General features: G+C 59.9%; 25 protein-coding genes and 2 pseudogenes. 11 read left to right on the forward strand and 16 right to left on the reverse strand.

What is annotated here, in order from left to right; translation table 11 throughout:
* From RAE07_RS09715 to rho, 12 genes are all read right to left on the reverse strand, one after another.
* Complete coding sequence (locus RAE07_RS09715; protein ID WP_023021749.1) at nucleotides 1-990, reverse strand: F0F1 ATP synthase subunit gamma; 990 nt, start codon at nucleotides 988-990, stop codon at nucleotides 1-3.
* Nucleotides 991-1,040: 50 nt separating this feature from the next.
* Complete coding sequence (atpA, locus tag RAE07_RS09720) at nucleotides 1,041-2,681, reverse strand: F0F1 ATP synthase subunit alpha (RefSeq protein WP_317001769.1); 1,641 nt, start codon at nucleotides 2,679-2,681, stop codon at nucleotides 1,041-1,043.
* 60 nt (nucleotides 2,682-2,741) lie between these two features.
* Nucleotides 2,742-3,557, reverse strand: a complete 816-nt coding sequence (locus RAE07_RS09725; RefSeq protein ID WP_239205708.1) for a F0F1 ATP synthase subunit delta — start codon at nucleotides 3,555-3,557, stop codon at nucleotides 2,742-2,744.
* A 6-nt stretch (nucleotides 3,558-3,563) separates the two neighbouring features.
* Complete coding sequence (locus RAE07_RS09730) at nucleotides 3,564-4,133, reverse strand: F0F1 ATP synthase subunit B (protein ID WP_023021752.1); 570 nt, start codon at nucleotides 4,131-4,133, stop codon at nucleotides 3,564-3,566.
* A 42-nt stretch (nucleotides 4,134-4,175) separates the two neighbouring features.
* Nucleotides 4,176-4,415: an ATP synthase F0 subunit C gene (locus tag RAE07_RS09735; protein ID WP_023021753.1), complete on the reverse strand. Its 240-nt coding sequence runs from the start codon at nucleotides 4,413-4,415 to the stop codon at nucleotides 4,176-4,178.
* A 102-nt stretch (nucleotides 4,416-4,517) separates the two neighbouring features.
* Nucleotides 4,518-5,318 (reverse strand): F0F1 ATP synthase subunit A, encoded by an 801-nt coding sequence (atpB, locus tag RAE07_RS09740; protein ID WP_023021754.1) that lies wholly within the window; start codon nucleotides 5,316-5,318, stop codon nucleotides 4,518-4,520.
* 455 nt (nucleotides 5,319-5,773) lie between these two features.
* Nucleotides 5,774-6,199 (reverse strand): Cg1360 family ATP-synthase-associated protein, encoded by a 426-nt coding sequence (locus RAE07_RS09745; RefSeq protein WP_023021755.1) that lies wholly within the window; start codon nucleotides 6,197-6,199, stop codon nucleotides 5,774-5,776.
* Between the two features lie 16 nt (nucleotides 6,200-6,215).
* Nucleotides 6,216-7,391, reverse strand: a complete 1,176-nt coding sequence (locus tag RAE07_RS09750) for a glycosyltransferase family 4 protein (protein ID WP_023021756.1) — start codon at nucleotides 7,389-7,391, stop codon at nucleotides 6,216-6,218.
* A 12-nt stretch (nucleotides 7,392-7,403) separates the two neighbouring features.
* The gene (locus RAE07_RS09755; protein WP_023027842.1) at nucleotides 7,404-8,072 is read right to left on the reverse strand and encodes an L-threonylcarbamoyladenylate synthase; all 669 of its coding nucleotides are present in this window, start codon (nucleotides 8,070-8,072) and stop codon (nucleotides 7,404-7,406) included.
* 31 nt (nucleotides 8,073-8,103) lie between these two features.
* A complete protein-coding gene (prmC, locus tag RAE07_RS09760; protein WP_023021758.1) occupies nucleotides 8,104-8,940 on the reverse strand; it encodes a peptide chain release factor N(5)-glutamine methyltransferase in 837 nt (278 codons plus the stop codon).
* Nucleotides 8,941-8,946: 6 nt separating this feature from the next.
* The gene (prfA, locus tag RAE07_RS09765) at nucleotides 8,947-10,023 is read right to left on the reverse strand and encodes a peptide chain release factor 1 (RefSeq protein WP_023021759.1); all 1,077 of its coding nucleotides are present in this window, start codon (nucleotides 10,021-10,023) and stop codon (nucleotides 8,947-8,949) included.
* On the reverse strand, nucleotides 10,016-11,863 hold the full coding sequence (gene rho, locus RAE07_RS09770; protein WP_317001770.1) for a transcription termination factor Rho: 1,848 nt from the start codon (nucleotides 11,861-11,863) through the stop codon (nucleotides 10,016-10,018). The genes prfA and rho overlap by 8 nt, the downstream gene beginning before the upstream one ends.
* 351 nt (nucleotides 11,864-12,214) lie before the next feature.
* Here rho and RAE07_RS09775 point away from each other — a divergent pair, with 351 nt between their 5' ends.
* The 5 genes from RAE07_RS09775 to mobA all read left to right on the forward strand — a co-directional run bounded on the left by RAE07_RS09775 (nucleotide 12,215) and on the right by mobA (nucleotide 17,470).
* Nucleotides 12,215-13,996: a long-chain fatty-acid--CoA ligase gene (locus RAE07_RS09775; protein WP_023021761.1), complete on the forward strand. Its 1,782-nt coding sequence runs from the start codon at nucleotides 12,215-12,217 to the stop codon at nucleotides 13,994-13,996.
* Nucleotides 13,997-14,062: 66 nt separating this feature from the next.
* Nucleotides 14,063-15,175 (forward strand): GTP 3',8-cyclase MoaA, encoded by a 1,113-nt coding sequence (moaA, locus tag RAE07_RS09780; protein ID WP_034656447.1) that lies wholly within the window; start codon nucleotides 14,063-14,065, stop codon nucleotides 15,173-15,175.
* A gap of 10 nt (nucleotides 15,176-15,185) precedes the next feature.
* A complete protein-coding gene (locus RAE07_RS09785) occupies nucleotides 15,186-16,385 on the forward strand; it encodes a molybdopterin molybdotransferase MoeA (RefSeq protein WP_317001771.1) in 1,200 nt (399 codons plus the stop codon).
* Between the two features lie 9 nt (nucleotides 16,386-16,394).
* On the forward strand, nucleotides 16,395-16,874 hold the full coding sequence (gene moaC / locus RAE07_RS09790; RefSeq protein WP_023021764.1) for a cyclic pyranopterin monophosphate synthase MoaC: 480 nt from the start codon (nucleotides 16,395-16,397) through the stop codon (nucleotides 16,872-16,874).
* Nucleotides 16,874-17,470: a molybdenum cofactor guanylyltransferase gene (gene mobA, locus RAE07_RS09795; RefSeq protein WP_023021765.1), complete on the forward strand. Its 597-nt coding sequence runs from the start codon at nucleotides 16,874-16,876 to the stop codon at nucleotides 17,468-17,470. Before moaC ends, mobA begins: the two co-directional genes overlap by 1 nt.
* 214 nt (nucleotides 17,471-17,684) lie before the next feature.
* On the opposite strand, the gene RAE07_RS09800 is transcribed toward mobA, so the two are convergent.
* From RAE07_RS09800 to RAE07_RS09810, 3 genes are read right to left on the reverse strand one after another with little or no spacing between them, the layout of a single operon-like run.
* Complete coding sequence (locus RAE07_RS09800) at nucleotides 17,685-19,052, reverse strand: multicopper oxidase domain-containing protein (RefSeq protein ID WP_239206805.1); 1,368 nt, start codon at nucleotides 19,050-19,052, stop codon at nucleotides 17,685-17,687.
* A complete protein-coding gene (locus RAE07_RS09805; protein WP_317001772.1) occupies nucleotides 19,053-20,231 on the reverse strand; it encodes a beta-carotene 15,15'-monooxygenase in 1,179 nt (392 codons plus the stop codon).
* On the reverse strand, nucleotides 20,218-21,297 hold the full coding sequence (locus RAE07_RS09810; RefSeq protein ID WP_316327353.1) for a DUF8744 domain-containing protein: 1,080 nt from the start codon (nucleotides 21,295-21,297) through the stop codon (nucleotides 20,218-20,220). Before RAE07_RS09810 ends, RAE07_RS09805 begins: the two co-directional genes overlap by 14 nt.
* A 66-nt stretch (nucleotides 21,298-21,363) precedes the next feature.
* Here RAE07_RS09810 and RAE07_RS09815 point away from each other — a divergent pair, with 66 nt between their 5' ends.
* From RAE07_RS09815 to RAE07_RS09830, 6 genes and pseudogenes are all read left to right on the forward strand, one after another.
* A complete protein-coding gene (locus tag RAE07_RS09815; protein ID WP_316327354.1) occupies nucleotides 21,364-21,624 on the forward strand; it encodes a DUF2249 domain-containing protein in 261 nt (86 codons plus the stop codon).
* Between the two features lie 75 nt (nucleotides 21,625-21,699).
* Nucleotides 21,700-22,464, forward strand: a complete 765-nt coding sequence (gene modA, locus RAE07_RS09820) for a molybdate ABC transporter substrate-binding protein (protein WP_316327355.1) — start codon at nucleotides 21,700-21,702, stop codon at nucleotides 22,462-22,464.
* Nucleotides 22,465-22,680: 216 nt separating this feature from the next.
* Nucleotides 22,681-23,214, forward strand: a pseudogene (locus tag RAE07_RS11985) (molybdate ABC transporter permease subunit); the annotation flags it as partial.
* A gap of 150 nt (nucleotides 23,215-23,364) precedes the next feature.
* A pseudogene (locus RAE07_RS11990) lies at nucleotides 23,365-23,715 on the forward strand (ATP-binding cassette domain-containing protein); the annotation flags it as partial.
* 138 nt (nucleotides 23,716-23,853) lie between these two features.
* The gene (locus tag RAE07_RS11995; RefSeq protein WP_369707479.1) at nucleotides 23,854-24,300 is read left to right on the forward strand and encodes a TOBE domain-containing protein; all 447 of its coding nucleotides are present in this window, start codon (nucleotides 23,854-23,856) and stop codon (nucleotides 24,298-24,300) included.
* Between the two features lie 38 nt (nucleotides 24,301-24,338).
* Entirely contained in the window at nucleotides 24,339-24,998 is a 660-nt protein-coding gene (locus RAE07_RS09830) for a helix-turn-helix transcriptional regulator (RefSeq protein ID WP_316327357.1), read from the forward strand.
* Here RAE07_RS09830 and thrB read toward each other — a convergent pair.
* The gene (thrB, locus tag RAE07_RS09835; RefSeq protein WP_023021773.1) at nucleotides 24,985-25,914 is read right to left on the reverse strand and encodes a homoserine kinase; all 930 of its coding nucleotides are present in this window, start codon (nucleotides 25,912-25,914) and stop codon (nucleotides 24,985-24,987) included. The two genes, RAE07_RS09830 and thrB, sit on opposite strands and share 14 nt — an antisense overlap.
* Nucleotides 25,915-25,936 lie beyond the last annotated feature (22 nt).

Raw genomic sequence — 25,936 nt, forward strand, 5'->3', positions numbered from 1 at the left:
CTAGTCACTTTCTGCGCTGTCAGATAGCGCGCCAGCGCCACCGACGATCTCTGAAATTTCCTGGGTAATCTGTGCCTGACGGGCCTGGTTAGCCACGCGGGAGAGGTCTTCGACCATCTCGGTTGCGTTGTCAGTAGCAGACTTCATAGCTGTACGGCGTGCAGCGGACTCGGAGGCAGAAGCCTCCAAGAACATAGCAAACAGGATACGCGAGACGTACTGCGGAAGCAGAGCTTCCATCAGCGTATCTGCGTCCGGCTCGAATTCGAATCCGGCGGCAACATCCTCCGCAGATTCGGCGTCGGACAGAGCGGAGTCACCGAGGTGGTACTCCTCATCCTGAATAACCGGCTCAACTGGCAACAGCTGCTGTGCGCGCGCAGTCTGGGTCAACATGGACTCAAACTCGGTGTAGACAACGTGTACCTGGTCAAAGCCACGTACACCTACGCCCTCACCCTGCGCATGCAGGCCGTCGCGGCCCTTGGTAGTGCCGTTGGAACCAGCAATAAAGCCATCAATCAGGTGACGGCGCACATCGTGGGTGGCCTCCCAGGTTGGGTCCTGAGAGAAACCGCCCCAGCTGCCAACTACCTCGTCCTCGCGGAACTTGTAGTGGCCGATGCCCTTGTTGCCGGTAACGTACCGAACTACCTCGTAGCCCTTGCTTTCCAGGAGAGCTTGCAGCTGTGCGGCCTTCTTGAAGACGTTGTTGTTGTAGCCGCCACACATACCGCGGTCAGAAGTGACCACGAGAATGGCTGCGACGTTTCCGTCTTCGCGCTCACGCAGCATGTCATGCTCCAACGTAGAGGCGGAAGCCAGCTTATTCATGATGCTGGTCATCTCAGTCGCATAAGGCTGAGATGCTTCTACCCTGGCCTGCGCCTTGGTAATGCGCGAGGTAGCAATAAGCTCCTGGGCCTTGGTGATCTTCTTAGTCGAATTAACGGACCGGATGCGGTCACGTAGTTCGCGAAGATTAGCCATCGTTTCTCCTCCCTTCTTTAATCTAGACGGTTAGTTATGAGTTCTGAACTCTACTTAGCCGTCTTGCGGGAGACGTTGAACTCGGTGTTCTTTACGTCGCTTTCATCCAAAGGCTCTACCGGTGCCTCAGAGCCCAAGTTATGGCCTTCGGAGGTGCGGAAGGTCGGCTGGAAATCCTTAGCTGCCGCAACCAATGCGTCCTTGGACTCATCGGTTAGCGGCTTGCCGCCGGAAATCTGCTCAAAGACCTCTGGGGTGTTGGCGTTGAGGTATTCGTGTACCTCGTCCTCGAAGCGGCGGACGTCTTCAACGGGAACGACGTCGAAGATGCCAGCCTCGGCGAGGTAGATGGATACCATCTGGTACTCCACCGGCTGCGGGGAGGACTCGGACTGCTTCAGCAGCTCAACCAGACGGGAACCGCGCTCCAGCTGAGCCTTGGAGGCAGCATCCAGGTCAGATGCGAATGCCGCGAAGGCCTGCAGATCACGGTAGGAGGCTAGGTCCAGACGCAGGTTACCGGCAACCTTCTTCATGCCCTTGGTCTGTGCAGCGCCACCGACACGGGAGACGGAAACACCGACGTTAATAGCCGGACGAACACCCTGGTTGAACAGGTCGGACTCCAGGAAGACCTGGCCGTCAGTAATAGAAATGACGTTGGTCGGAATGAAGGCGCCGACGTCGTTTGCCTTGGTCTCGATGATCGGCAGTGCGGTCATGGAGCCAGCACCCATGTCGTCGGAAAGCTTGGCAGCACGCTCCAGCAGGCGGGAGTGCAGGTAGAACACATCGCCCGGGTATGCCTCGCGTCCCGGGGGACGGCGCAGCAGCAAGGAAATGGCACGGTAGGCCTCAGCCTGCTTGGTCAGATCATCGTAGATAACCAGGACGTGGTTGCCCTGGTACATCCAGTGCTGGCCCAGCGCTGCACCGGAGAACGGTGCCAACCACTTGAAGCCGGCGGAATCGGAAGCCGGTGCGGCCACGATGGTGGTGTAATCGAGTGCGCCGTGCTCCTCAAGGGTGCGGCGCACACCAGCGATGGTCGAGCCCTTCTGGCCAATTGCGACGTAGATGCAGCGTACCTGCTTATCCTTGTCGCCGGACTCCCAGTTAGCCTTCTGGTTCAAAATGGTATCGATGCACACCGCGGTCTTACCGGTCTTACGGTCACCGATGACCAGCTGACGCTGGCCACGGCCGATCGGGGTCATTGCGTCGATAGCCTTGATGCCGGTCTGCATTGGCTCTTCAACCGGCTGGCGCTGCAGCACGGACGGTGCCTGCAGCTCGAGGACGCGCTCCTCTTCAGCGTTGATTGGGCCCATACCGTCAATCGGCTGACCCAAAGGGTTAATTACGCGGCCGAGGAATTCCTCGCCCACTGGGATGGAGAGAACCTCGCCGGTCCTCTTAACCTCGTCGCCCTCCTTGAGGGACTCGAAGTTGCCCAGGACCACGACACCGATGGAGTTAGTGTCAAGGTTCTGTGCGACGCCAATCACGCCGCCTGGGAACTCGAGCAGCTCATTCGCCATAACGGACGGCAGGCCAGAAACCTGCGCAATACCGTCAGCTGCCGAAATGACCACGCCGACCTCCTCACGGGAGGCCTCCGCGGAGTAGCTCGAGGTGTAGTTCGCAATCGCACTACGGATCTCGTCGGAGGAGATCGTCAGCTCCGCCATGTTCTTCCTGCTCTCGGTAGTATCTTCCAGCACTTACTTAAATCGTTTCTGTCGTTTCGGCTACGCCATCTGGGCACGCAGGCGAGCAATCTTGCCTGCCGTAGAACCGTCAATGACTTCATCGCCGACGCGGATGCGCATGCCACCGAGGAGGCTGGTGTCAACCTCAGAGTGAATGGACATCGCACGACCATAAATTTTGCCCAGCTTCTCAGCGAGTACTGCTTGCTGGCCTTCGTTTAGTTCACCCGCTGCGGTAACACGCGCAATGGTGCGGTCCTGCAGGTCTGCTGCAGAATCAGCCAAAGCGGCCACATCATCGATCGGGTTCTGCTCTGGGCGGGAGATGGCCTGAAGCACCAGTGCCTCAGTAAACATCGTGACCTTGCCATAGAGCACGTTTGCCAGCAATCCGCGCTTGCGGGCGGAATCAGCAGTTCGGTCGGAAAGCAGCTGGGTGAGCTCGCCCTCGCGGTCAAGGATCTGGGAAAGGCGGAAGAGTTCGTCTTCTACCTGGCCCAGCTGGCCCTGCGCCTCAGCGCCACGCAGCAGTGCGCGGCGGCCCAAGGAAACCAATCCCTTGACAAAGTCCTTCGGAGTGGACCACTGTACGGCCGCAGCTTCCTGAATGATGCGCAGCGCACCACCAGAAATCTTGGAGCCAAAAAGGTTCTCTGCTAGGGACTTACGTGCCTCGCTCGGGGCGGCGATATCGGTGAATGCAACGCGCAGTTCGCGGTCATCATCCAAGACATCGACAACCTCAAAGATGTCCAAGCCCGCCTGTGCGGCGGTGGCGACGTTATTCTCGCCAGCAAGGATTTCATCCAAGCGAGATTGCGAGGTTGCGAGTGCTTCGCGGCTAGCTGCCTTCATAGTTGCCTACTTTCCGGCCGGTGCCACAGAGTCGAGCTCGGACAAGAAGCCATCAATGGTGGAGGACTTCTTAGAGGCGTCGGAAAGCTCGCCGCCCAGAATCTTCTCCGCCAGGTTGATGGAGTTCTGGCCCATTTCGGAACGCAGCTCAGTAACAACCTGCGAACGGGAAGCCTCCAGCTGCTTCTCGCCATTGGCGACGATGCGGCGGGACTCTTCTTCCGCGTTGGTCTTGGCCTCGGCCTCGATCTGCTTGCCGCGCTCGCGCGCCTGCTCGCGGATCTCGGCTGCCTCTGCACGGGCATCAGCCAGCTGAGCATTGTACTTTTCCAGAGCAGCCTTGGCCTCGGCCTGCTGAGCCTTGGCACGCTTCAAGCCGCCCTCGATCCGGTCTTCACGCTCTGCCAACATCTTGCTGTACATAGGAATTACAAACTTCCAGAACAGCAACAGAATTACGATGAAGCACAGCAAAGACCAGAAAATGTCATAGTTCTTGGGCAGAAGAACAGAGAAACTACCCGAACCTGGGTTATCTCCGCCCTCTGCTGCAAGCAAGTAAACGACGTTATTCATTGGTCTCCCGTCTTAAAAGATTCGGTGTGAAAACTCGAGCTCTTAGAACAGGAAGCCGGCAACGAGACCGATAAGTGCCAAGGCCTCAGTAAAGGCGATACCCAGGAACATGGTGGTACGCAGCTGACCAGCCATTTCTGGCTGACGGGCCATAGCTTCAACGGTCTTGCCGGCAACGATACCGATACCGATGCCTGGACCGATAGCCGCCAGGCCATAACCAATGGTGCCCAGTCCTTCAAACTTCGAAGCGGCATCCGCTGCCAGAATGATTTCGTTCATGGTGAAAGTCGTTCCCTTTCGTAGAATTTCAGTCTGTCTCAAGACTGAATGTCGATGGTTTAAATTAGGTGGTTTACTCGGTCGCGCTCGTCGACCTCGTCCTTAGTGCGAATCAGCGTGCAAGGACAGCTCAATGTACACCGCCGTCAAAAGAGCGAAGATGTACGCCTGTAGGAAGATAACCAGAATCTCGAACAGGCTCATAGCCAAGCCCAGAATAATGGTTAGTCCAGACAGTGCGGTCCAACCATTCAGCTGCCAGAAGAAGAAGTTCGTAGCAGAGAAGAGAAGAACCAGAATGATGTGTCCAGCAAGGAAGTTCGCCATGAGACGAATAGCAAGGGTAACCGGCCGCAAGATGAACGTAGAGAAAAACTCAATCGGTACCACCAAAAGATGCAATAGCGGTGGCAAGTTCGGAATCACTACCGAGGAGCGAATGAACTTACCAAGGCCATACCTCTTGGCACCCGCGTAAATCATCACAATGTACGAAACCGCGGCCAAGACAATTGGCATACCAATACGTCCGTTCGGCGAGACATTAAGCCCCGGAATAACGGTCGCAACGTTCATGAATAGAACCGCGAAGAAGATGCTAGCGATAATTGGCAGAAATCGCTTTCCCTCCTTCTTACCCAAAATGTCCTCAGCGATATGAATACGGACAAAGTCGACCGCATTCTCGCCCACATTCTGAATGCCAGAAGGAACCAACTTAGGGTTCTTAAAGGCGGCCCAGAAAAGGATCACCACAATTAGCGTCATCAAGATTCGAATCAGCATCAGGCGATCAAGCGCGAACCATCCGCCGGCGAAGTCACCGAAAAAAAGATGGTCGGCATCAATTTGCCCCGGGAAGAATTCTTCACCTAGATCGGGCGTGTGGAAGTGCCCTTTCATAGCCAATGTTGTAACGCTCAGCGTTCTCTCCCGTGTTCGGGCCACACAGCTTGTAAAAGCTTTTGTGGTGCGATGGACGTCTCAAACTTTCTGTCCTGTTCACGGACTCCGTCGCACATCAGCATGAACAAGACAGGGATTTACCAATACCGGAAGAGAGCACGTGCCTACTTCCACGGTAACCCGAAGTGAATCGTATCAGCTGGATCCTGAGTTTTTGCACGTGGGGGCCCCATAGAAGCTACTCTTCAATTCCAAAGTAAGTAATTAAGCTATAAACCTGCGATTTGCTGGCCAAACTCATAAGCGTGGAATTCATCACACCACATCTCACCCGCCCCTCGTCGGGGGTATAAATCTCTCATAACCGCAAGTAACAGATGAAATAGAGCTGCTCGGTATCCCCCATGATGCTGAGCTGCCCCAAGCTTTTGGCAGCATTCTTTGGACGCCGATTAAGCCACGTACGTCACTTTAGAAGTAACTATCCCCCAGACTTCAGTTCCGAGGGTTACAACAAGAGCTGCAACTACGCTAAGAAACAAGGCCCACGTGTCATAGAAATCCATTTCCCTAATTACTGCCAAAACCCCCAAGAGCAAAACTAGCTTAAGCAGCCACCCACCGAGCACCACTGCAATTGTTGTCGAGGGGGTTGACTTGGCTGTAAATAGGACTGAAAGAGCCGTGCACAATACGAATCCTCCGCCTAGAGCTGCACCAATTAAGACGCCCCAAATTCCGGGAAGGCCTTTCAATCCCCCCCAAATGGCAAGTGATACCAACATAATGACAAGCAACGCTTTGACACCTAGCTGCACGGCGCGTTTGAGGGGCAGACGCGGATCATCAAAATCAGAGTTTACTTTAGGATCATTCACGGAGACCGAGCCTACCTCACGAGGGCTCGGTTTCCGCCACCACGACGGTCTCTCGAGCAGCAGGGCCAATCTTTCCTTGCCGCAAGGGCACGAGAGTAGCTGCAAACGCGAGAAGCAGGGCCACAATAGTCACGCCAATGGCCTCCGGCGCGGGAACGATGGAAAAGGACACCGCACCAAATGCCACTGCGGAAACCCACAAGTAGAGCACTAGCACGGTACGCCTATGAGTATGCCCAAGCTTGAGGAGGCGGTGATGAATGTGCGCCTTGTCCGCAGAAAACGGTGAACGGCCGTGCGATAGGCGGCGAATAACAGCCCAGACAAGGTCGAGGACTGGAATAAATACCGCTGCGGCGACCACGATAATGGGTGACATCAACGCGACAATATCCACCGTGCCATACAGAGACATGTTGATCTTGCCGGACGCAGAAGTTGAGGCCGCAGCGAGCAAAAGGCCGATAAGCATGGAGCCGGAGTCGCCCATAAAAATACGGGATGGTTCGAAGTTATGGGGTAAGAAGCCGGCGCACATTCCCACCAGTGCGGCACTAATAATGGCTGGCGGATAGGCCGATACAGCGCCGCCCTGGTCATGGAGGACGGTCAAGGAAAAAACTAAAATTGCCCCTCCTGCAATCATTCCAAGGCCTGCTGCCAGGCCATCAAGCCCGTCTACAAAGTTGATGGCATTGATAAGCAAGACGGTAAAGAATGCGGTGAGCAGGGTGCTTTGCAATTGGTCCAGCACAACGGTGGTGCCGCCGCCAAACGGAATGAAAAGTAGTGTCCAGGTAAGGCCCAACCCACTCATGAGCGTGGCAGCGAAAAGCTGGCCAAAAAGCTTCACGACGGCGCTGAGTTCTACTAGGTCATCGACCACGCCAACGAGCACCAGCGCCAAGGCCGCCCATAGCACCGCATTCATTTCCGGAGTGACGGGCATAAAGCCGCGAGTCAAGGCTGGAAGCTGGGCTGCGAGGAATATTGCCGCCGCGAAGCCAGTAAACATGGCCACACCACCCATGCGGGGAGTGGGCTGAGTGTGGGCGTCGCGCAGGCGAATTTCCGCCACCCGGCCGGTGCGCACTAAAAAGGAGCGCACCACACCGGTGGTCAGATACGTAAATGCTGCTGCGACGAGGATGACAAGGGCCAACTCGCGCAGCGGGACACCACTGCCGCTCACGCGAATACCTCCTTAAGCCTGGGGGCGGGTGCGCAGGGTTTGGGCATCGAGGCCGATGACCTTGCCGATTTCCTCGGCCGAGAGCGCGCCTTCACGGAGTAGATACGGGCGCTCACCGGAGAGATCGATGATGGTGGAAGGCTTACCGACGGCCGTCTCTCCCCCATCCAAGTAAACCGTTACGGCTTTACCCAGCTGTTGTTTAGCCATAAGCGCGGTGGTTGGTGGCTGGTGGCCAGAAATATTGGCGGAAGACACAGCCATCGGACCAACCTCGCGCAAAAGCTCAATTGCAATGGGGTGCAGCGGCATGCGCAGCATTACCGTGCCGCGGGTATCACCGAGGTTCCACGGCAAGGATGGCGCCTGAGGAACAACGATAGACAGGCCACCCGGCCAAAAGGCCTCGACCAAATCACGCGCAGTATCGGTATAGGAAGCCACGAGACCGCGAACGGTATCCCAGGAACCAACCAAAACCGGTACCGGCATATCCGGACCGCGCTGCTTGGTAGCCAAGAGATTGGCTACGGCATCATTATCAAAGGCATCGCAGCCAAGGCCATACAGCGTATCGGTGGGCATGACCACGAGGCGACCGGATTGTGCAGCCTTGACCGCAATGTTCAGGCCCTCTTCGCGCTCGGCCTCATCGGCACAGTTAAAAATCTTTCCTTGCATAGTCTTTCCCCTTCTTGCCCTAAGTGGTGTCTTAGTCTACCGCGCGCACCGCAGTGACAAAGCGGGGCGTTCCCGTCATGTCCTGCAGCGCCGAAATTCTTTCAAAGCCGCCGTGGCGGGCCATTGCGGCTTGTACGGCTTCGCTCGTGGAGTCATCGTGCTCGATGGCCACCTTGCCGTCCGGGCGCAAAAGGCGGGCGAACGTCGGGATGAGGCCGGTGATGACGCCCATCCCATCCTCACCGGCAAAGACCGCGTCGTGTGGATCATGGTAGACCTCCGGATCGAGGTTCGGCGTCTCCGGTACATACGGCGGGTTGGTCACGATAAGGTCCACGGTCCCGTTCCACTCCGCCAAGGTAGTGGCATCCGTAGCATCGGCCTGAATGACCTCTACCCCGCTGCCGCGGGTATTGGCAGTGGTGTAGGCCAAGGCGGCGTCGGCAAGCTCAACTGCCCGCACCTGCGCCTCAGGTAAGTAGTGGTGCAGATATAGTGCCAACGCCCCTGTGCCAGTGCACAAGTCCACCAGCCGCGGGCCGTCCGCATTGCGCACCGCCCAGTCCGCCAACACCTCGGTTTCCGGCCGCGGGATAAATACGCCAGGGCCCACCTTGAGCTCCAGCGGACCGAACCAGGCGCTGCCTAGCACGTACTGTAGGGGCTCGCGGGACTCGCGGCGACGTAGCAGCGCATCATAGGCCATATCGAAACCGGGCATAGGAGCTTGGTCCAGCGGGATATCCATGTGGCCGCAATGAATAAGGTGCGTGGCAATGATGCGCGCATCCCACTCGGGGCTTGGTACCCCGGCAGCACGAAGGCGCTGCACCCCACGGCGCAGCGCCTGTCCATACGTGTTATCCACGCCCGTTTAGCCCTCAGCCTCGAGGCGCTCGGCACGCTCCTGGTCCTGCAGGGCCTTAATAAGGTCATGCATATCGCCGTTCAAAACAGAGTCCAGGTTATTAGCCTTGTAGCCAATGCGGTGATCCGTGATGCGGTTCTCCGGCCAGTTATAGGTGCGGATGCGCTCCGAACGGTCCATGGTGCGCACCTGGGAGGCGCGCTGCTCGCCGGCCTCAGCCTCGCGAGCTTCACGCTCCATCTGGTCCAAGCGGGCCTGCAAGACCTGCAGTGCACGCGCCTTGTTCTGAATCTGGGAACGTTCCTTCTGACAGGTAACGATAAGCCCAGTTGGCAGGTGGGTAATGCGCACCGCGGAGTCGGTGGTATTCACGCCCTGGCCGCCCTTACCCGAAGAACGGTAAACGTCAACGCGAATATCCTTGTCATCAATATTGACGGACTCCACCTCTTCTGGCTCTGGGTAGACCAGCACGCCGGCGGCAGAAGTCTGAATACGGCCCTGGGACTCGGTGACCGGGACACGTTGCACGCGGTGCACACCGCCCTCGAACTTGAAGACGGACCAGGCACCATCGCGCGAAGGAGACTTGGAGCGGAAGGAAATGGTCATATCCTTCACACCTCCCAGATCCGACTCGTTGAGGCCCAGGACCTCCCAGTTAAAGCCGGTCTTATCCGCGTAGCGCTCGTACATCCGGGCCAAGTCACCGGCGAAGAGGGCCGCCTCCTCGCCTCCCGCGCCGGCCTTGATTTCCATAATGATGTCCTCGGAGTCCTGCTCATCGCGCGGCGCGAGCAGATCAGCGAGCTTTTCTTCCAAGCTCTCCACGGACTTTTCGAGGCGGTCCGCTTCTTCTTGGAAGTCATGGTCCTCGTAGGCCATCTCCTTGGCGTCCGCGAGATCCTCGCGGGCCTGGGTTAATTCATCATTAACCATGATGATGGGGCGCAGTTCCGCATAGCGCTTGGAGAGCTTGCGGAATTGCTTCTGGTCGCCGGCCACCTCCGGATCGCCCATCTGCATCTCAATGCCCTGGTATTCGGACACAATGTCATCAACGAGGGAAACCTGATTAGACATAATCTTCTTCATCCTTATCCGCAGCCATCGGGGCCGAGGAGGCCACCTGCATCAAGAACTCGCCATTGGAGCGGGTCTTCTTTAGCTGCTTAATGAGCAGGTCAATGGCCTGGTGGGAATCCAGGGCAGAAAGGATGCGACGCAGCTTGGTCATGATGCGCACCTCCTCTGGTACGAGCAGCAATTCATCCTTACGGGTGCCGGACGGGTTAACGTCCACGGCCGGGAATACACGGCGCTCGGAAATGCCACGGTCCAATTTCAGCTCGGCATTGCCGGTGCCCTTGAATTCCTCGAAGATGACGGTATCGCCGGTAGAACCGGTCTCCACCATGGCGGTGGCGATGATTGTCAGCGAGCCGCCCTCTTCGATATTGCGGGCGGCGCCGAGGAAGCGCTTTGGCGGGTAGAGCGCGTTGGAGTCCACACCGCCAGAGAGGATGCGGCCGGATGCCGGGGAGGAATTATTGTAGGCGCGGCCCAGGCGGGTAATGGAGTCGAGCAAAACAACGACGTCCTTGCCCTGCTCCACAAGGCGCTTGGCACGCTCGATAGCCAGCTCGGCTACGGAGGTGTGCTCTGATGGCGGGCGATCAAAGGTGGAAGCAATAACCTCACCGTTGACGGAACGCTGCATATCCGTAACTTCCTCAGGGCGCTCATCTACGAGGACAACCATGAGGTAGCACTCCGGGTTATTGGTAGAAATCGCATTGGCGATATTCTGCAAAATCGTCGTCTTACCGGCCTTTGGCGGGGAGACGATAAGCGCGCGCTGGCCCTTACCAATGGGCATGATGAGGTCAATCACGCGGGTGGTGAGGATCTTCGGGTCCGTTTCCAAACGCAGGCGCTTATTCGGATACAGCGGGGTCAGCTTATTAAAGTGTGGACGCTGCTTTGCGTTTTCCGGATCGATGCCATTGACGGTATCGACCTGAACCAGCTGGTTGTACTTGCGGCGGTTACGACCGTTGCCATGCGTATGCGTCGGGCCGGAGACCTTAACCTGGCCGGTAATGGCGTCGCCGGAGCGCAGGCCCAGGCGGCGGACAATGCCGTTGTTGACAAAGACGTCGGAAGCCGCGGCGCGGTAACCGGTGGTGCGCAGGAAGGCGACGTTATTGTCTACCACGTCCAAAATGCCACCGACGGCCTGCAGCTCATCGCCCTCGCGGACCTGCAAATCGTTGCCGCCGTTATTGTCATTATTGTTTCCGCGGCCACGGCGGTTGCGGCGATTGCGGCGCCCACGACGGTTGCCGCGCTCGTGATTATTGTTGTCATCGTGGCGATTGCCGCGCTGCTTATTATCGCCGCGGTCATTCTTATCGCCCTGATTATCGGAGCCATCCTGGGAGTTATTCTCGCGGTTGTCTTTATTGCCGCCCTGCTCCTCGTTGTGGCTGCGTTCCTCGCGCTCTTGACGTTCCTGCCGCTCCTGGCGTTCTTGCCGGCGGGCGCGGTTGCGGCGAGCGCGGCGTGCCTGAGAACGCGACTCATAGCGCTGCTCGTCGCCAGAGTTCTGCTGGCGGTTATCCTGCTTCTCGCCGGATTCTTCCTGCTTTTCCGCCTTCTGCGGCGCATCGTCCTGCGCCTGCGCGCGTGGCTTTTCTGGTTTATCAGATTTCTCTGCCTTTTCCGCCTTTTCTACCCGAGCGGCCTTTTCCACCTTGGCCTTGGCCTTTGGCGGAACTTGACCAGTCTTGATGGCGGTGATGAGATCCCCCTTGCGCAGGGCAGAGACACCACGTAGGCCGCGCTCTGCGGCCATTTTGCGCAATTCCGGCAGCTTCAGGGATGCAAGATCCTGTGCTGCGGTGTTGTCCGTTTCGCTCACGGATATCCTTTCGTTGCTTGACCAGGTCCGATGATGCGGGAGCCGCCGTAGCCTAGGCTCACGGCGTTGCACTGGAAGCCAATGTGTATTTTTCTAGGACTTCTCGCCCTCGTGCCAAGGCGCATGCGCGTCCTGCCGGGCAATAAGTATGAGGCCTCTTCCATGTTCTCAAGGAGAATTCGCACAGCGGGTGCACGAACCGGAAGAAATCAAGAAACGACTGCGGGCAAAACTTCTCTGGGCCCGAATCCATAGGAAAGGGGAGCTAAAAATTCCGGTTTCCTACCAGTCGCGAACAAGTATAACGCATAGACCGCAACGCCCGCACCATGACACCGCTACAGTAGAGGCATGCTTTCCACGATGATGGATATCCCCCTCTCCCTGACCCGCATTTTGGAATACGGCGCCTCGGTGCACGGCAGCACCACGGTGACAACCTGGCACGGTGAGGGCACCGGCTCTGAATTTGATCCGGCCGAAGAAGTTACCTTCCGCGATATCGCCGCTCGCGCAGCCGCCTTCGCCCACGCTATTCATGATGATTTGGGTATTACCGGCGATGAGCGGGTGGGCAGTTTTATGTGGAACTGCGCCGAACACCTCGAGGTCATGTTTGGCACTGCTTGCAAGGGCGCGATTTTTGCGCCGCTGAATAAGCAGCTGATGAATGACCAGATTCGCCATATTATTAATCACGCGGAAATATCTGCCATCGTGTGCGATCCCCGGCTGGCGCAGCAACTAGGCAAGGTGCTTGTGGGTACCGACTCCGTGAAAAGCGTCATCATTACCGGCGCACAGCCTGCGCAGCAGTTTGCCCATCTCTTCCCCCGTGGGATTGAAGTGTATTCCTATGAAGCTTTAATTGATGGCCGCTCCACCGTCTATGACTGGCCGGAACTAGATGAGCGCACGGCCGCGGCACTGTGCTATTCCACAGGCACCACGGGTGCCCCCAAGGGCGTACTGTATTCGCACCGTTCGCTGTATCTGGAGGCCATGCAGCTGCGCTCCTCGGACTCGCTGTGCATCACCCACGGCGAGACTTTCCTGTGCTGCATCCCCATCTGTCACGTGCTGAGCTGGGGCGTTCCCTTTACCTGCTTCATGACGGGCACCCCGCTCGTGCTTCCCGACGCCGACGTATCCGCCCCCACCCTTGCCAAGGCCATTGCCGCTACTTCTCCGCGCGTGGCCCACGGCGTTCCCACCATCTGGATCCAACTCTTTGTGCACTACATGCACCACCCGCCGGAGCGCATGACCCTCACGGAGATCTATGCCGGCGGCTCCCCTGTTCCCCCAACTCTTATCAAGATGTGGGAGGAACGCTACGGTGTCGACGTTGTTCACGTGTGGGGCATGGTAGAAACCTCCACCGTCGGCAGCGTCGCCCGCCCTCCTCAGGGCGCTTCGGGCGATACCCGGTGGGCCTACCGCATTTCTCAAGGTCGCATCCCCGCCTCGCTGGAATACCGCGTGGTCAATGACGGCCAAGTTGTGGCCCGAACCGACCGCAACGCGGGCGAGCTGCAGGTACGCGGCAACCTGGTCACCGGTTCTTACTACCACTCGCCTACCGCTGAGCCGGGCGAAATCGCCTCCGAATTTCGCGGCAAGCAGGTCGAGGCTGCAGAGGGCAAGTTCACCGCGGATGGCTGGCTGCGCACTGGCGATGTCGGCTCGGTCACCAAGGACGGCTTCCTTACCGTAGAGGACCGCGCCCGAGACGTCATCCGCTCCGGCGGCGAGTGGATCTATTCCGTCCAGCTCGAAAACCTCATCATGTCTGACCCACTCGTCGTCGAAGCCGCCGTTATCGGCTATCCCGATAAGCAATGGGTCGAGCGCCCACTGGCCGTTACCGTCTTGGCAGAAGGTGCTTCTCCCACCATCGAAACCGCAGAGCGCCTGCGCGCCAGCATGCGCAAGGAGCTGCCGAGTTGGATGCTGCCGGAGTACTGGACCTTTGTAAAGTCCATCGATAAAACTTCCGTGGGCAAATTCGATAAGAAGGATTTGCGCACCCACCTGGCAGAAGGCGAGTACAACATCATCCGGCTCAAGGGTCCAGGCGAATCGCAGCGCCTCGCTGCCACCGAAGCCACCGATTTAAGCCGGGAAAACTAGGAATAATATCCTTCTCTAAGCCGTTGCAGCTTGGTGTACCTCATCCCCTCTCTTAGACTGGCACCGATGACCTCTTCCACGCAGCGACCCGTAGTTTCCCTGCCCCTGCCCACCGTGGTCCGGGCGCAGTCGCCAGCGGATCTGCCCGCCCCGGCTGCTGATGGCACGCGCGCACTGCTGGATCGCTATGGCCGCCAAGCCCGCGACCTGCGCGTCTCCCTCACGGATCGCTGCAACTTGCGCTGCACCTATTGCATGCCGGCCGAAGGCTTAGAGTGGATGCCCACAGAGAAGACCTTGAGCGATGAGGAAACCATCCGACTGATTCGAATTGGCGTCGGCAAGCTGGGCATCCGCCAAGTGCGTTTTACCGGCGGCGAACCCTTGCTGCGTAAGTCGCTGGAAAAGATTATTGCCGCCACTAAAGAGCTGCGCACCGACCAGGGGAGATCCCCGTCCACCGCGCTAACCACCAACGGGCTTGGCCTAGAAAAGCGCGCCGGCGCCCTCGCCGCAGCCGGACTCGATCGCATCAATATCTCGCTCGATACCATCGACCGCGAGCGCTACGCCGCGCTCACCCGCCGCGACCGCCTTGATCACGTGCTCCAGGCCATCGCCGCTGCGGATGCCGCAGGCCTCCACCCCATCAAAATCAACGCCGTGGTCATGCCCGGGGTCAACGAAGAAGACATCGTCCCGCTAGCGGACTATGCCGTCCGCCACGGTGCTCAGCTGCGCTTCATCGAACAGATGCCGCTTGGGCCCCGCGAGCAATGGCGCCGCGAGGACATGGTAACGGCCGAAGATATCCTTGGCCGCCTGCGCACCCACTTCTCCATGGAGCCCGCCCACGAACCGCGGGGATCTGCCCCCGCCGCCCTGTGGGAGGCCACTGCTCCGGATGGAACGCGCGGCACACTGGGCATCATTGCCTCGGTCACCCACCCCTTCTGCGGCGACTGCGATCGTACGCGGCTGACTACCGACGGCGCCGTGCGCAACTGCCTCTTTGGCAATTCCGAAACCCCGCTGCGGGAACTATTGCGCTCTGGGGCCAGCGATGAGGAGATCATGGAGGCCTGGGCTGAGGAAATGTGGAGCAAAAAGCCTGGCCATGGCATCGATGACGAAGGCTTTCTGCAACCGGACCGTCCGATGTCTGCCATCGGCGGCTAACCTTATTTTTATGTCCACGCCCCGCAGCATCTCCGCGCACCTCGATGCCGTCCTCACCCTGGCATCCCCCCTGCCGGCCGAGTCAGCCGCCGTCGATGCCTCCCTCATCGGCCGCGTCCTCGCCGCCGATGCCACCGCGCGCTTTCCCGTGCCGCCCCACGCCAACTCGGCGATGGATGGCTTCCTCGTCCACGCCGCGGATCTTCCCTCCCCCGGCCCATGGACCCTCCCCGTCGCCGGCGATGTACCAGCCGGTGCCGCCCCTACCGAGGTCCCCGCGGGACACGCGGTGCGCATCATGACCGGCGCACCGGTAGCTGATACCGCAGGAATGCTTGTCGTGCCCGTGGAAAATACCACCACCCCGGCCGGCCCCGTAGCGCTTCCAGACGAGGTGACCATCACCGATGCTCCCACCAAGTCACATATCCGCGCCGCCGGGGAGGATATCCAGTCCGGCGCGCCAGTGGCCACAGCAGGCACGCTTGTCTACGCCGCCGTAATCGCCGCTCTCACCTCCGCTGGCGTTTATTCCGTCTCGGTCCACCGCCGCCCGCGCATAGCGATCATTTCTTCTGGCGAAGAACTCGTCTCTTCCCCAACAGAACTCGCTCCCGGCCAGCTGCCGGATTCCAACGGCCCCATGCTCGCCGCGCTCGCGGGCGCACACACGCGCCTCCATGTTGGCGATTCCCCCGCAGACTTGGCCTCTGCACTGGATGAGCTTGCCTCCTCCCACGACCTCATCATCACCTCCGGTGGCGTGTCAGCCGGCGCCTTCGATGTGGTCCACACTGTGCTGGGGCGCACGGATTCCGCGTGGTTCGGGCACGTCGACCAGCGCCCGGGCGCCCCACAGGGCTACTCCAATTGGAAAGGCACCCCGGTACTATGCTTGCCTGGCAACCCCGTGGCTGCCTTCGTGGATTTCCAGCTTTATGCTCGTCCCCTCATCGCCGCACTTTCCGGGCACCCTGCGCCACGGGAGCGGGTCAACCTGCGCGCCCGTGTAGACTCGCCTCTTCCTGCCTCCCGCGGCCGGCCGACCATTGTCCCCGTGACCGTAGACTTTCAGCCGGAGCCCGCCATTACTTCGCACCTGCCCCACGGCAGCCATCGCGTTGTATCGCTCGCCGGTACCAATGGCTTTTGTCTCATCTACTCCGAACCGCCCGCCGTGGGCGAGGACATCACCGTTTATCTGTATTAAGGAGCAGCCATGAAATTTACCCACCTTGACTCTGACGGCGCCGCCTACATGGTCGATGTCACCGAGAAGCAACCGACCGTGCGCTCCGCGACGGCCGAGGGCGAAGTCGCTTGCTCTCCCGAGGTCATGACCGCTTTGCGCGACGGCACGGTGCCCAAGGGCGATGTCCTAGCTGTAGCCCGCATCGCCGGCATTTCCGCTGCCAAGAAGGTCCCCGAGCTGCTTCCACTAGCGCATACCATCGGCGTGCACGGCTGCGCTGTGGAGCTCACGCTTGACGACGACCACGTATTCATCTCCGCCACCGTCCGCACCGCCGACCGCACTGGCGTGGAGATGGAAGCGCTTACGGCCGTGAATGTTTCCGCGCTCGCCATCATCGACATGGTCAAGGGCGTGGACCGCTCCGCCTATATCCGCCGTTGCGGCATCGTGGCGAAATCCGGCGGCCGCTCCGGAGACTGGTCCCGCACCCTGCCGGAGGCCTAATGCTCGGCGCGATAATCCTCGCCGGTGGCCACGGTCGACGCATGGGTGGCACAGATAAAGCCTCTCTTTCCGCCCACGGAACACGTTTTATAGACCGCCTGCTCGCCCAGCTCCCCTACGGCACCCCGGCCGTGGCCGTCTCACCGCATTATCTCGGCCTACCCCAGGTGTGCGAGTCCCCGCTCTACGGTGGTCCCGTCGCTGGCATCGCGGCCGGCGCACAAGCGTTATCCCACTGCACCGAACTTGCCCTCTTCGCCGTGGATGCCCCCGATTCGCCGCTACTGCTTCCCCGTCTGCGCTCGACCCTCGCCTCCTCCACAGCCGATGCCGTACTCACCCGCGCCGCCGACGGCTACCTCCAGCCGCTGTGTTCCCTCTGGCACGCCCCCGCGCTCCACACTCAGCTCGAATCCCTTCCTACGGCTAGGAACGTCTCCGTCCGCCGCCTCATCCGCGGTGTGAATTTTGTCGAGGTCCCTGGCACCGGCGCCGAACGCGACTACGACACACACGCGGAATTGCGCGAGCTCCCCCTGCTCCGCTTCCCGGACCCTGCCCTCCCCCTTCGCGCTCACCGCAGCTCGCTGAACTAGGCCACGGCACCGCACTGGTGAGCGGCAAGGGTAAGGGTCTTCTTTTCACCACCCTTCGCGCTCACTAGCAGCCGCGGGTAGCACGAAATCACCGTCCCGGTGAGCGCGAAGGGGAAGCTGCAGAACTACCCCGCTCTTCGCGATCACCGTGAAGCCGCGGATTTATGAAACTTGTTTCATGGTGAGCGCGAAGGGTGTATCGAGCGAGGCTGGCCTACTCCGTGACGATGAACTTGCCGTGCTGCCCCTTCTCGGCGTTAGTCATGATGTGATTGACAAAGGAATAAGTACCGGGCTCGTTGAAGGTCATCTCGACGAATCCGCCTTGCGCCGGGAGGAGGTCCAGGGCTTGCGAGCCGGTCGAGTCCTCATTCTTGATGAGGTAAGCGCCTTCTTTGTAGGCGGTATCGAATTGTTCGCCCACAACGTGGAAGCTCAGCGGCTGGTCGGGGCCTAGATTAGTCAGCCACAGGCGAACGGTATCGCCCACCTTGGCCTTGATGGGTTCTGCGTCGTACTGGCCGGGATAATAGTTAAAGGCCATGAGGTCGAAGCGGCCGTCGGCTACGCGCTGGGCATCGGCACCAGTGTTTTCCTCACCGAGGAACACGTCGGTCGCCATGAAGTTGTATTCCGCGTCCACGGGCTTCAGGTTCGGCGGATCGATGATGACGTTGCCGGCCATGCCATTAGCGATGTGGAGGGACATGGGCATCGTAGAGCAGTGATACATCCAAATGCCGGAGCGATGCGCGGTGAATTTATAGGTCAATTCCTCACCCGGTTGGATGGATTTCATGGTCTCATCAGGGTTGACCTCGCCGGCGTGGAAGTCGATGGAGTGGGCCATGGAGCCCTCGTTTTTGATGGTGATTTCGAATTTATCGCCCACTTTTCCGCGCAGGGTCGGGCCTGGGGCTTGGCCGTTGAAGAGCCAACGCATTTGCTTGATGCCGGGGGCGACCTCTACGACTTCTTCGGTCATCGTCCAGGTCTCTTTGTGGGTCTTCGTTTCGGCGGCAGGTTGCACAGAGGCGTCGAAGGCAGAAAAGCCATCGCGCTGGGTGCCGAGTTCGGCGGCGGTGGGCACGTCTACGTGGGGGTTGCTTGCAGAAGCCACCGTGTGATCATGCCCTGCGGCGGCGCCATCTCCGACGTTGACCTTAAAAGTCATGCCCTGCATCTTGTGGCCGGCGATGGTGCAATAGCCTTCCTCGGAGGAGTCGATGACTCCGGCATCAAGTTGGACGGTCTCGCCGGGATCGACGCGGCCGGTCTCGGCATCACCTATCTTCAGGTCATGGACTTGGTCACCCGAGTTGGTGAAGTTGACCACCAGATGGGTTCCAGGGTCGATATCGATAGACGAGGGCGTAAAGGCCATGCCATCCACACCAACGTCAATGGTCTGCGTTTCACCAGAGGCTACAGGCGTAGCGGACTGAGAGCTCTTGCCAGTGGAATTGACCACCGCGAGTGCGATAACTGCCGCTAACGCGATACCGATGAGTAGCCACGAAGCCCAAGATGAGTCCTTGGAGGCGGGCTTGTCCGCGGGTTGCGAGGAAGAAACGCTCAGCATTTAGTTCTCCAGTCTTTTCTGTAAGTAGAGGGCGCGGCCGACGGCGAAGATATTGGCGGCAATCCCTATCCCCATCATGATAAGCCCGGCCGCAGTAGCGTCGAGCAAGCTAAGTAGTCCGCCTACGTTGATAAGCAGCAGGCGGGCGTAACCGGTGCGCTCGGCGGTATCGGGGCGCGCCCCGGTGAGTATGGGCAGCAGGTGGTGTAGGACACCGGTCACCAGCTGCAAGAGGCCAGCACCGAGGAAGGCGGGAAGCACAACCAAGGTGATGGTGCGCGGGTAGGCTCCGACGGCTGCGGAGATGGCATCACCGGCGCACAACGCCAGCATCCACAGCAGGCCGGCGATGACGGCAACGGTGGCGGTGGTCAGCCGTGGTGAGCGCCCCATGACGGTAGCGAGTACCGGCTGGATGATGAGCAGGGCTGCCAAGACCACGAGCAGCTGGGCCACGCCTGCAGCTCGGGTGAGGCCTACCGCGTATAGTGCCATCGCACATCCCAGCCCCACGCAATGCACGATGAGCGCACGGGTACATCTTGCACGGGCGGTGGAGGAAATCGCAGTGGCAGACAACGTGGGAAGCAGCGTGACCACCGTGCCGATGACGGTCAGCCAGGCAAATCCCCAGACCATACCGCGCGAGTGCGCGCCGATGAGGAGGGAGTACTCGCCTACCCTGTTGCCGCTGAGGATGACGAGTACTACGGAGACAATCATGAACACGCTAGCGGCGATATAAAAGGGCACGGTCACGGCAAAAGAACCAGACAATGAGCCGCGTAGGCGCCGCGCGACGAACCACAGATGCCAGGCGAGGGCGGCGATGATGAGGGTTGAGGCGACGTCGGCAAGCGGGCCCCAGTCATACCCCGCCCTATCGATGAGCAACAAGATAAGCCCGATCTGGACTAGTGCCACGCGACTGCCGACGCCCCGATAGTCCCCACCCGCAGTCCTAGTCAAGGCCTCAGTGAAGTGGGTGGAAAAGACGAGGATGGCCGTGGTCAGCGCGCCAATTGTGAAGGGGTGGATGATATCCCACCACACCACGGGTGCGCCCAAGGAGCTAGCGATGAGCAGGCCGAGGCCGACAAGGATCCATCCTGCGATAAGGGTTGCGGTCAAAATATGCCAGCGGCCGCGCGCGGCCAGTGAAATGTCATGAATGCGCACGTCGCGCCTCCTTGCTGGTCAAGGTAATGCCGCAGGCAAGAAAGCCTATTACCGCAATAATGGTAACCACCCCGCCGCTTTGGAGCGCTGTGGTGTGCTGGGCACAATCTGCAAGGACTCGCAGCGCAAGGCCACCATGCAAGAGCCCCACAGGTACGTAGAGCACTTTGTGGTATGGCAGGCGGCGGCGAATAACAGAGGTGAAGATGATGGGCGCGTGCGCGAAAATCATGGACACGACAAAGACCAGGAAAATGGTGTGCACCGAGGCATCATAGACAAAGCCGGTGGCCTCGCCATAGATCAGCCACAAGTACCCGCCGAACGCGAGCCAGGCGTAGCCGGCCAGCATGCATGCCGCCGAATAGCGCGGCAATCCTTGTGAGCGCACCAAGTTCTTGGCCACATCCGCCCGCGCGGTCGCCGCGGCGATAGCAATCAGCGCCAGCCCCATAGCGCGATAGCCCACCGCCGGGGAAAGCATATAGATAACGCTGACTGCCGCCAGCCCCAGCACTAAGAGGGTGAGATGATTTTCGGCGCGAGTGCCGGCCATGGTTACGCGCGCTAATTCCATGCGCTCGCCGATGATGGTGGCCACGGCATAAAGTGCGCACAGCGGCATCGCTGTAGCAAACCCCGGCCCCATGGCCCAGAGGGCAGCGGCGGCTACTCCCCCAATGACGCCGACTGCCTGCACCAGAATCGCGAGGCTAGCCTGACGGCGGTAGATAGTGGCATAGATGCAGCCAAGGACAAGGAAGCCGGCGGCAAAGAACATGGCTGCGACCCCACGCGGTAGGCCGGCGAGAATGCTGAGCACGCCAGCGACGTGGCATACAGGCCCCACCCAGGCCCACGTGGTGCGCACGGCGACGGCGCGTTCGAGGCCTATGGCTCCGCCTACGAAACCAAAGACCATTAGCGGCCCGTGGTCGGCAGCAAAGGATGCTCCCGGGGTGGCGTTCAAACCCAGGAGGGAGGCGCCCGCACCCAGCCCAACCAGCAGGGATACCCCTGCACAGGCGAGAAAAATAGGGCGATGCGCCACGCTATTATTTTGCACGAGTTTTATCGTACTAATATTGGGGTCAGAGCGAAACTCGCACCCCAGTAGAAAGGACTACTTGCCATGCAGCTGCCCATTTCCGACGCCAATAAGCCGCATTCCATCCCCACCCTCAACGCCTCCGAAATTCCGCACGCCGTTCGCCACGGTGCCATCCATGGCGCGCTGGGCACCCTTAATGTAGGCAAATCAATGATCCTTATCGCCCCACACAACCCCGTCCCACTGCTCAAAGAGGTCGAGTCCCGCGAGGAGAACTTCGAGCTTGACTACCTCCAGGAGGAAGAAAACGACTTCCACATCAAGTTCACTCGCGTGAGCTAAACCTTTGCACGGCGGAGGGCTATTCTAGGTAGGTCATACTCACCGCCAAAGAAGCCGAAAAGGAGCTCTCCGCAGATGCACAAACGCGTTACCGCACTCCTCGTTGCCTTGGGAATCGCTCTTTCAGGCTGCGCTCCACACACGTCAGTAACGTCGTCACAGGATACAGCGGATCCCACACTCAATGTGCTGGCGGCTTCGTCGACCCGAGTTATCAATGAAGAACTTACCCAGCGCGCGGGCCAGCTCGATCCAGCAGTGAATCTAAGCTTTGAAAATGGCGGCTCTTCCGATCTGGTGAGCAAGCTGCGCGAGGGTGCCCCGGCCGATCTTCTCCTCACGGCTTCCAAAAAGACCATGGATAAGGCGGTCCAGGATGGAACCGTGACCGCCCCCGAGGTGCTCGCCACGAATGTCATGGTCATGGTGGTACCTAAAGGAAACCCGGCGGGAATCCATTCTGTGCAGGATCTCTCCCACGCCCATCACTTCGTACTCTGCGATCCGCAAGTACCCTGCGGCGATATTTCCTCCCAGATCATCGATGACCAGCATTTGGACGTCCACCCCTCCTCCCAGGAGCGCCAGGTAGCGGATGTTTTAGGAAAGGTGGCCTCGGGTGAAGCCGATGCTGGATGGGTCTACTCCACCGATGCCGCCGCGGCCGGCAATGATGTTGAGGTGATTGATATTCCTGGGGCGGAGAAATTCTCTAATCAGATCCTGGGCGCCGTTGCCACGGACGCCTCTCATCCCGACCAGGCCCGCGCGGTGCTCAATTTGTTGGCCAGCGACTTTGATTCCACCTGGCGCGACCTTGGCTTCAGCCCAGCGAAGTAGTCTATGTCCGCCCCTCAGCCTGTCCGCCCCAAGGCCCCGCTGCTTGTCGGCCTCATTGGTCTCATTGCGGTAGCTACCATCATTGTTCCCGTGGCAGCTCTCGGGCTGCGGGTACCGTGGGCGCGCATCGGCGATTACCTTGGCCGCGAAGAGATTCGAGACATGCTGCTCATCTCCGTGGCGGCGGCTTTCCAATCCATGCTGCTCGCGCTCGTAATGGGCTTGGGCCTGGCATTATGGGTCCAGCAGCTCGGTCGCGGTAGCACCATTATCCGTCTTTTGGTCTACCTTCCTCTGGCTATGCCACCGGTGGTCGGCGGTTTGGCCCTTACCGCAGCCTTAGGGCGCAAGGGCTACCTCTCCCCGCTTCTCAACGCCCTGGGGATCCACCTCGCCTTCGCCTTCCCCGGAGTCGTGGTGGCGCAAACCTTCGTGGCACTGCCCTTTGTGGTGGTAGCGGTCGATTCGGCACTGCGCCAACTAGACCAGGAAATCCTCGCTTCGGCGCGGGGCGTGGGCTTGGGGCGTTGGGAGATACTCGGCAAGATCACCCTTCCTTCTATCGCGCCGGCTATAGCTACCGGCGCGGCGCTGGCCTTCGCGCGCTCATTGGGCGAATTTGGCACGACACTGACCTTTGCCGGCTCTCAGCCAGGGGTTACCCGCACGATGCCGCTGGGCATCTACTTAGAGCGCGAGGTCGACGCGGACGGCGCCTACGTGCTCTCCGCCCTGCTTATCGGGCTGGCCTTGGTCTGCCTGGCGCTTGCGGACTTGCCGGCCCTGCGCAGGCGGCGCTACCAGCCGCAGGCAAGGCAGCTGCATTCACTGGACGTGGACAAGCTCCGCGAGCTCACCCAGCCCACGAATGCGCAGGCGGTATCCGTGACGGTCGATGGCGTGCGCACGGCTTTGTCTCCGCGAGCCATTACGGCCGTGGTGGGCCCGAACGGCTCCGGCAAGACCACTTTTATGGGACGCATTGCTGGGCGCCTGAGCGGCGGTGAGGTTTCTCCAGACGGAACCGGCATCGTCTTACTCACCCAGCGGCCGGGCTTGCCGCCGCGCTCGACGGCCCAGCAAGCGGTCGCCATGGTTACCCGCGATAGGACCCGTGCGCAGGAGCTTCTCGCGGCAGCAGGATTGCACGAGCTTGCCGACGTCCCAGTAACAGCCCTCTCCGGCGGCCAGGCCGCCCACGTGGCCCTGGTGCGCGCGCTAGCCGCACGACCAGCCGTTCTCATATTGGACGAGCCACTAGCCGCAGTCGACGTGAAATCGGCTGAGAGGTGGCGCCACTTTCTGCACGCTGCCCGCGAGGATAGGACCACCCTGCTCGTTACCCATAACGCGCTCGACATTGCGAACCTGGCGCAAGACATGCTGGTCATGGAAGCCGGACAGGTGCGAGCGCACGGCGCTACCGCGCGGCTCCTTGATGCCCCGCCGACTGGCTTCGTTGCGGCACTCGCGGGGCTTAACCGCATTGAAGGAACGGTGACCGCCACAGATGCCTCCACTGTGGAGGTCGCCTGCGGGGAGATTACTATTTTGGCAACGACGGAATACGCGCCTGTTCAGCCCGGGCAGGAGGTGGCGGTGACATTCGATCCGCATGCGGTCACCATCGGTGCCGTGCCGGAAGCCTGCAACCAGTGGGCTGTGCGAGTCCTAGCGGTCGAGGCCACCAGCCTCGCAGCCGCTCAGCTGCGCGTGGATCTGGGCGGTTACGAGGCCACCGTACCGGTAGACCGCGAGTCTGCTTTAGGTTTTGCGGTGGGTAGCACCGTATCCTTGGCAATATCTACAGCAAACGTTTTTGTCCACCCCAAATAAAATCTCTGTTATGCAGACCCCAAGGCGGATTTCCTACCATGCCTGACTCACTACCCCGGCCCACCACCGAACTCTTCCCCGAGGCCCTCAATCTCTCGCCAAAGCAACGCGAGGTACTCGCAGCCTTACAACGCCACCCCAATGGCGCCAAAGCTGGCACCGTGGCCGAGGAGCTTGGCATGCACGTCAACACCGCCCGTGGCCACATCGATGAGCTGGTCAACGCCGGAGCTATAAACGTGCTATCCGCGCCGAGTAAGGGCCGGGGACGCCCTTCCCTGATTTTCCAAGTCCGCGTCCCAGACAATAAGACCGTGGCAGAGGAATACATCACCCTGGTAGAAGTGCTGACCACCATGCTGGCGGGCAAGGAAGACCTTGATGTTGCCGCGTCTGCCAAGGCCATCGAGATCGGGCGCCGCTGGGCACGCGCCGCAGGCGCAGAGGGCTCCGATCGCGCACTCGATACGCTCTTTTCCACGCTGCGCGATATGGGCTTTGACCCCGCCATGCAGCCGGACTCTACCGACATGGAGCTCCGTGCCTGCCCGTTTGTGTCTTCAGGACTCCAGCCTTCACCATTCCTCTGCGCGGTACACGCTGGCTTCCTGCAAGAAACTACCGATGAAGGCACCACCATTAACCTGGTGCCGCGCCAGCCTCACAACGTATGCAGGCTGGAAATTAAGCCTGCGTAAGCTCCACGCTGACTGGGCCGGCGATGGCGAGGTCGATGACGCGGAGGTTTTGCTCGCGGGCGTCGGCAAGAATGCTCTCATCGATGTCCTCGGTGTGCAGCACCATTACGGTCGGACCGGCGCCGGAGAGGTAGGCTGCGTATCCTCGGTTACGCAGACGGTTGACCCACTCCGCGGTCACAGGAAGCACATCCGCTCGGTACGGCTGGTGCAGGCGATCTCGGGTGCCTTCCCATAAAAGGTCCGGATAGTTTTGCAATGCAGCCACTTGCACCGCGGTGCGCGAGACGTTAAACGCCGCATCCGAATGAGTCACGTGCGACGGCAATACGCGACGCACCGCCTGGGTAGACGCGTGGAAATCCGGCACGAGCGCGGTGGCACGAATATCTTTATGCACCTTGATGGAAGCAGCGCGATAGTCCGGCAAGGAGTGACCATCGACGGGGACATTGGTCCACGACACCACGGCATCACCCAGCACGGAGGCGGCCGCATTATCGGGGTGCCCTTCAAAAGCGGAAGAAAGCTGCACCACCTGGTCTTGGGTGAGGGGGCTTCCCGCCAGTGCATTGCCAGCGGCCACGCCCGCCACAGCGGCAGAGGCGGAAGAGCCTAAGCCCCGCGACTGCGGAATATTATTATGCGAAACCACCCGCAGGCCCGGCACGGTAGCATCGGCTGTCGAAAGCGCGGAGCGAATCGCCTTAACCACTAGGTGGGAGCCATCGCGCGGCAGGTCCTCTGCGCCCTCACCAAAAATCTCTACCTCCAGCCCAGAGGTGGTGACCTCTACCTCGACGGTGTCATAAAGGCTTAGCGCCATGCCCAAGGTGTCGTAACCGGGGCCAAGATTCGCCGTAGAAGCGGGAACGGTCACGATTGCTTTGGTGCCGACTTCAACTTCGATACTCATAGCTATTCAGTCTATTGCGTCG

Origin of the sequence: Corynebacterium nasorum (assembly GCF_032821635.1) — a bacterium.
GTDB classification, from domain to species: Bacteria; Actinomycetota; Actinomycetes; order Mycobacteriales; family Mycobacteriaceae; genus Corynebacterium; species Corynebacterium kefirresidentii.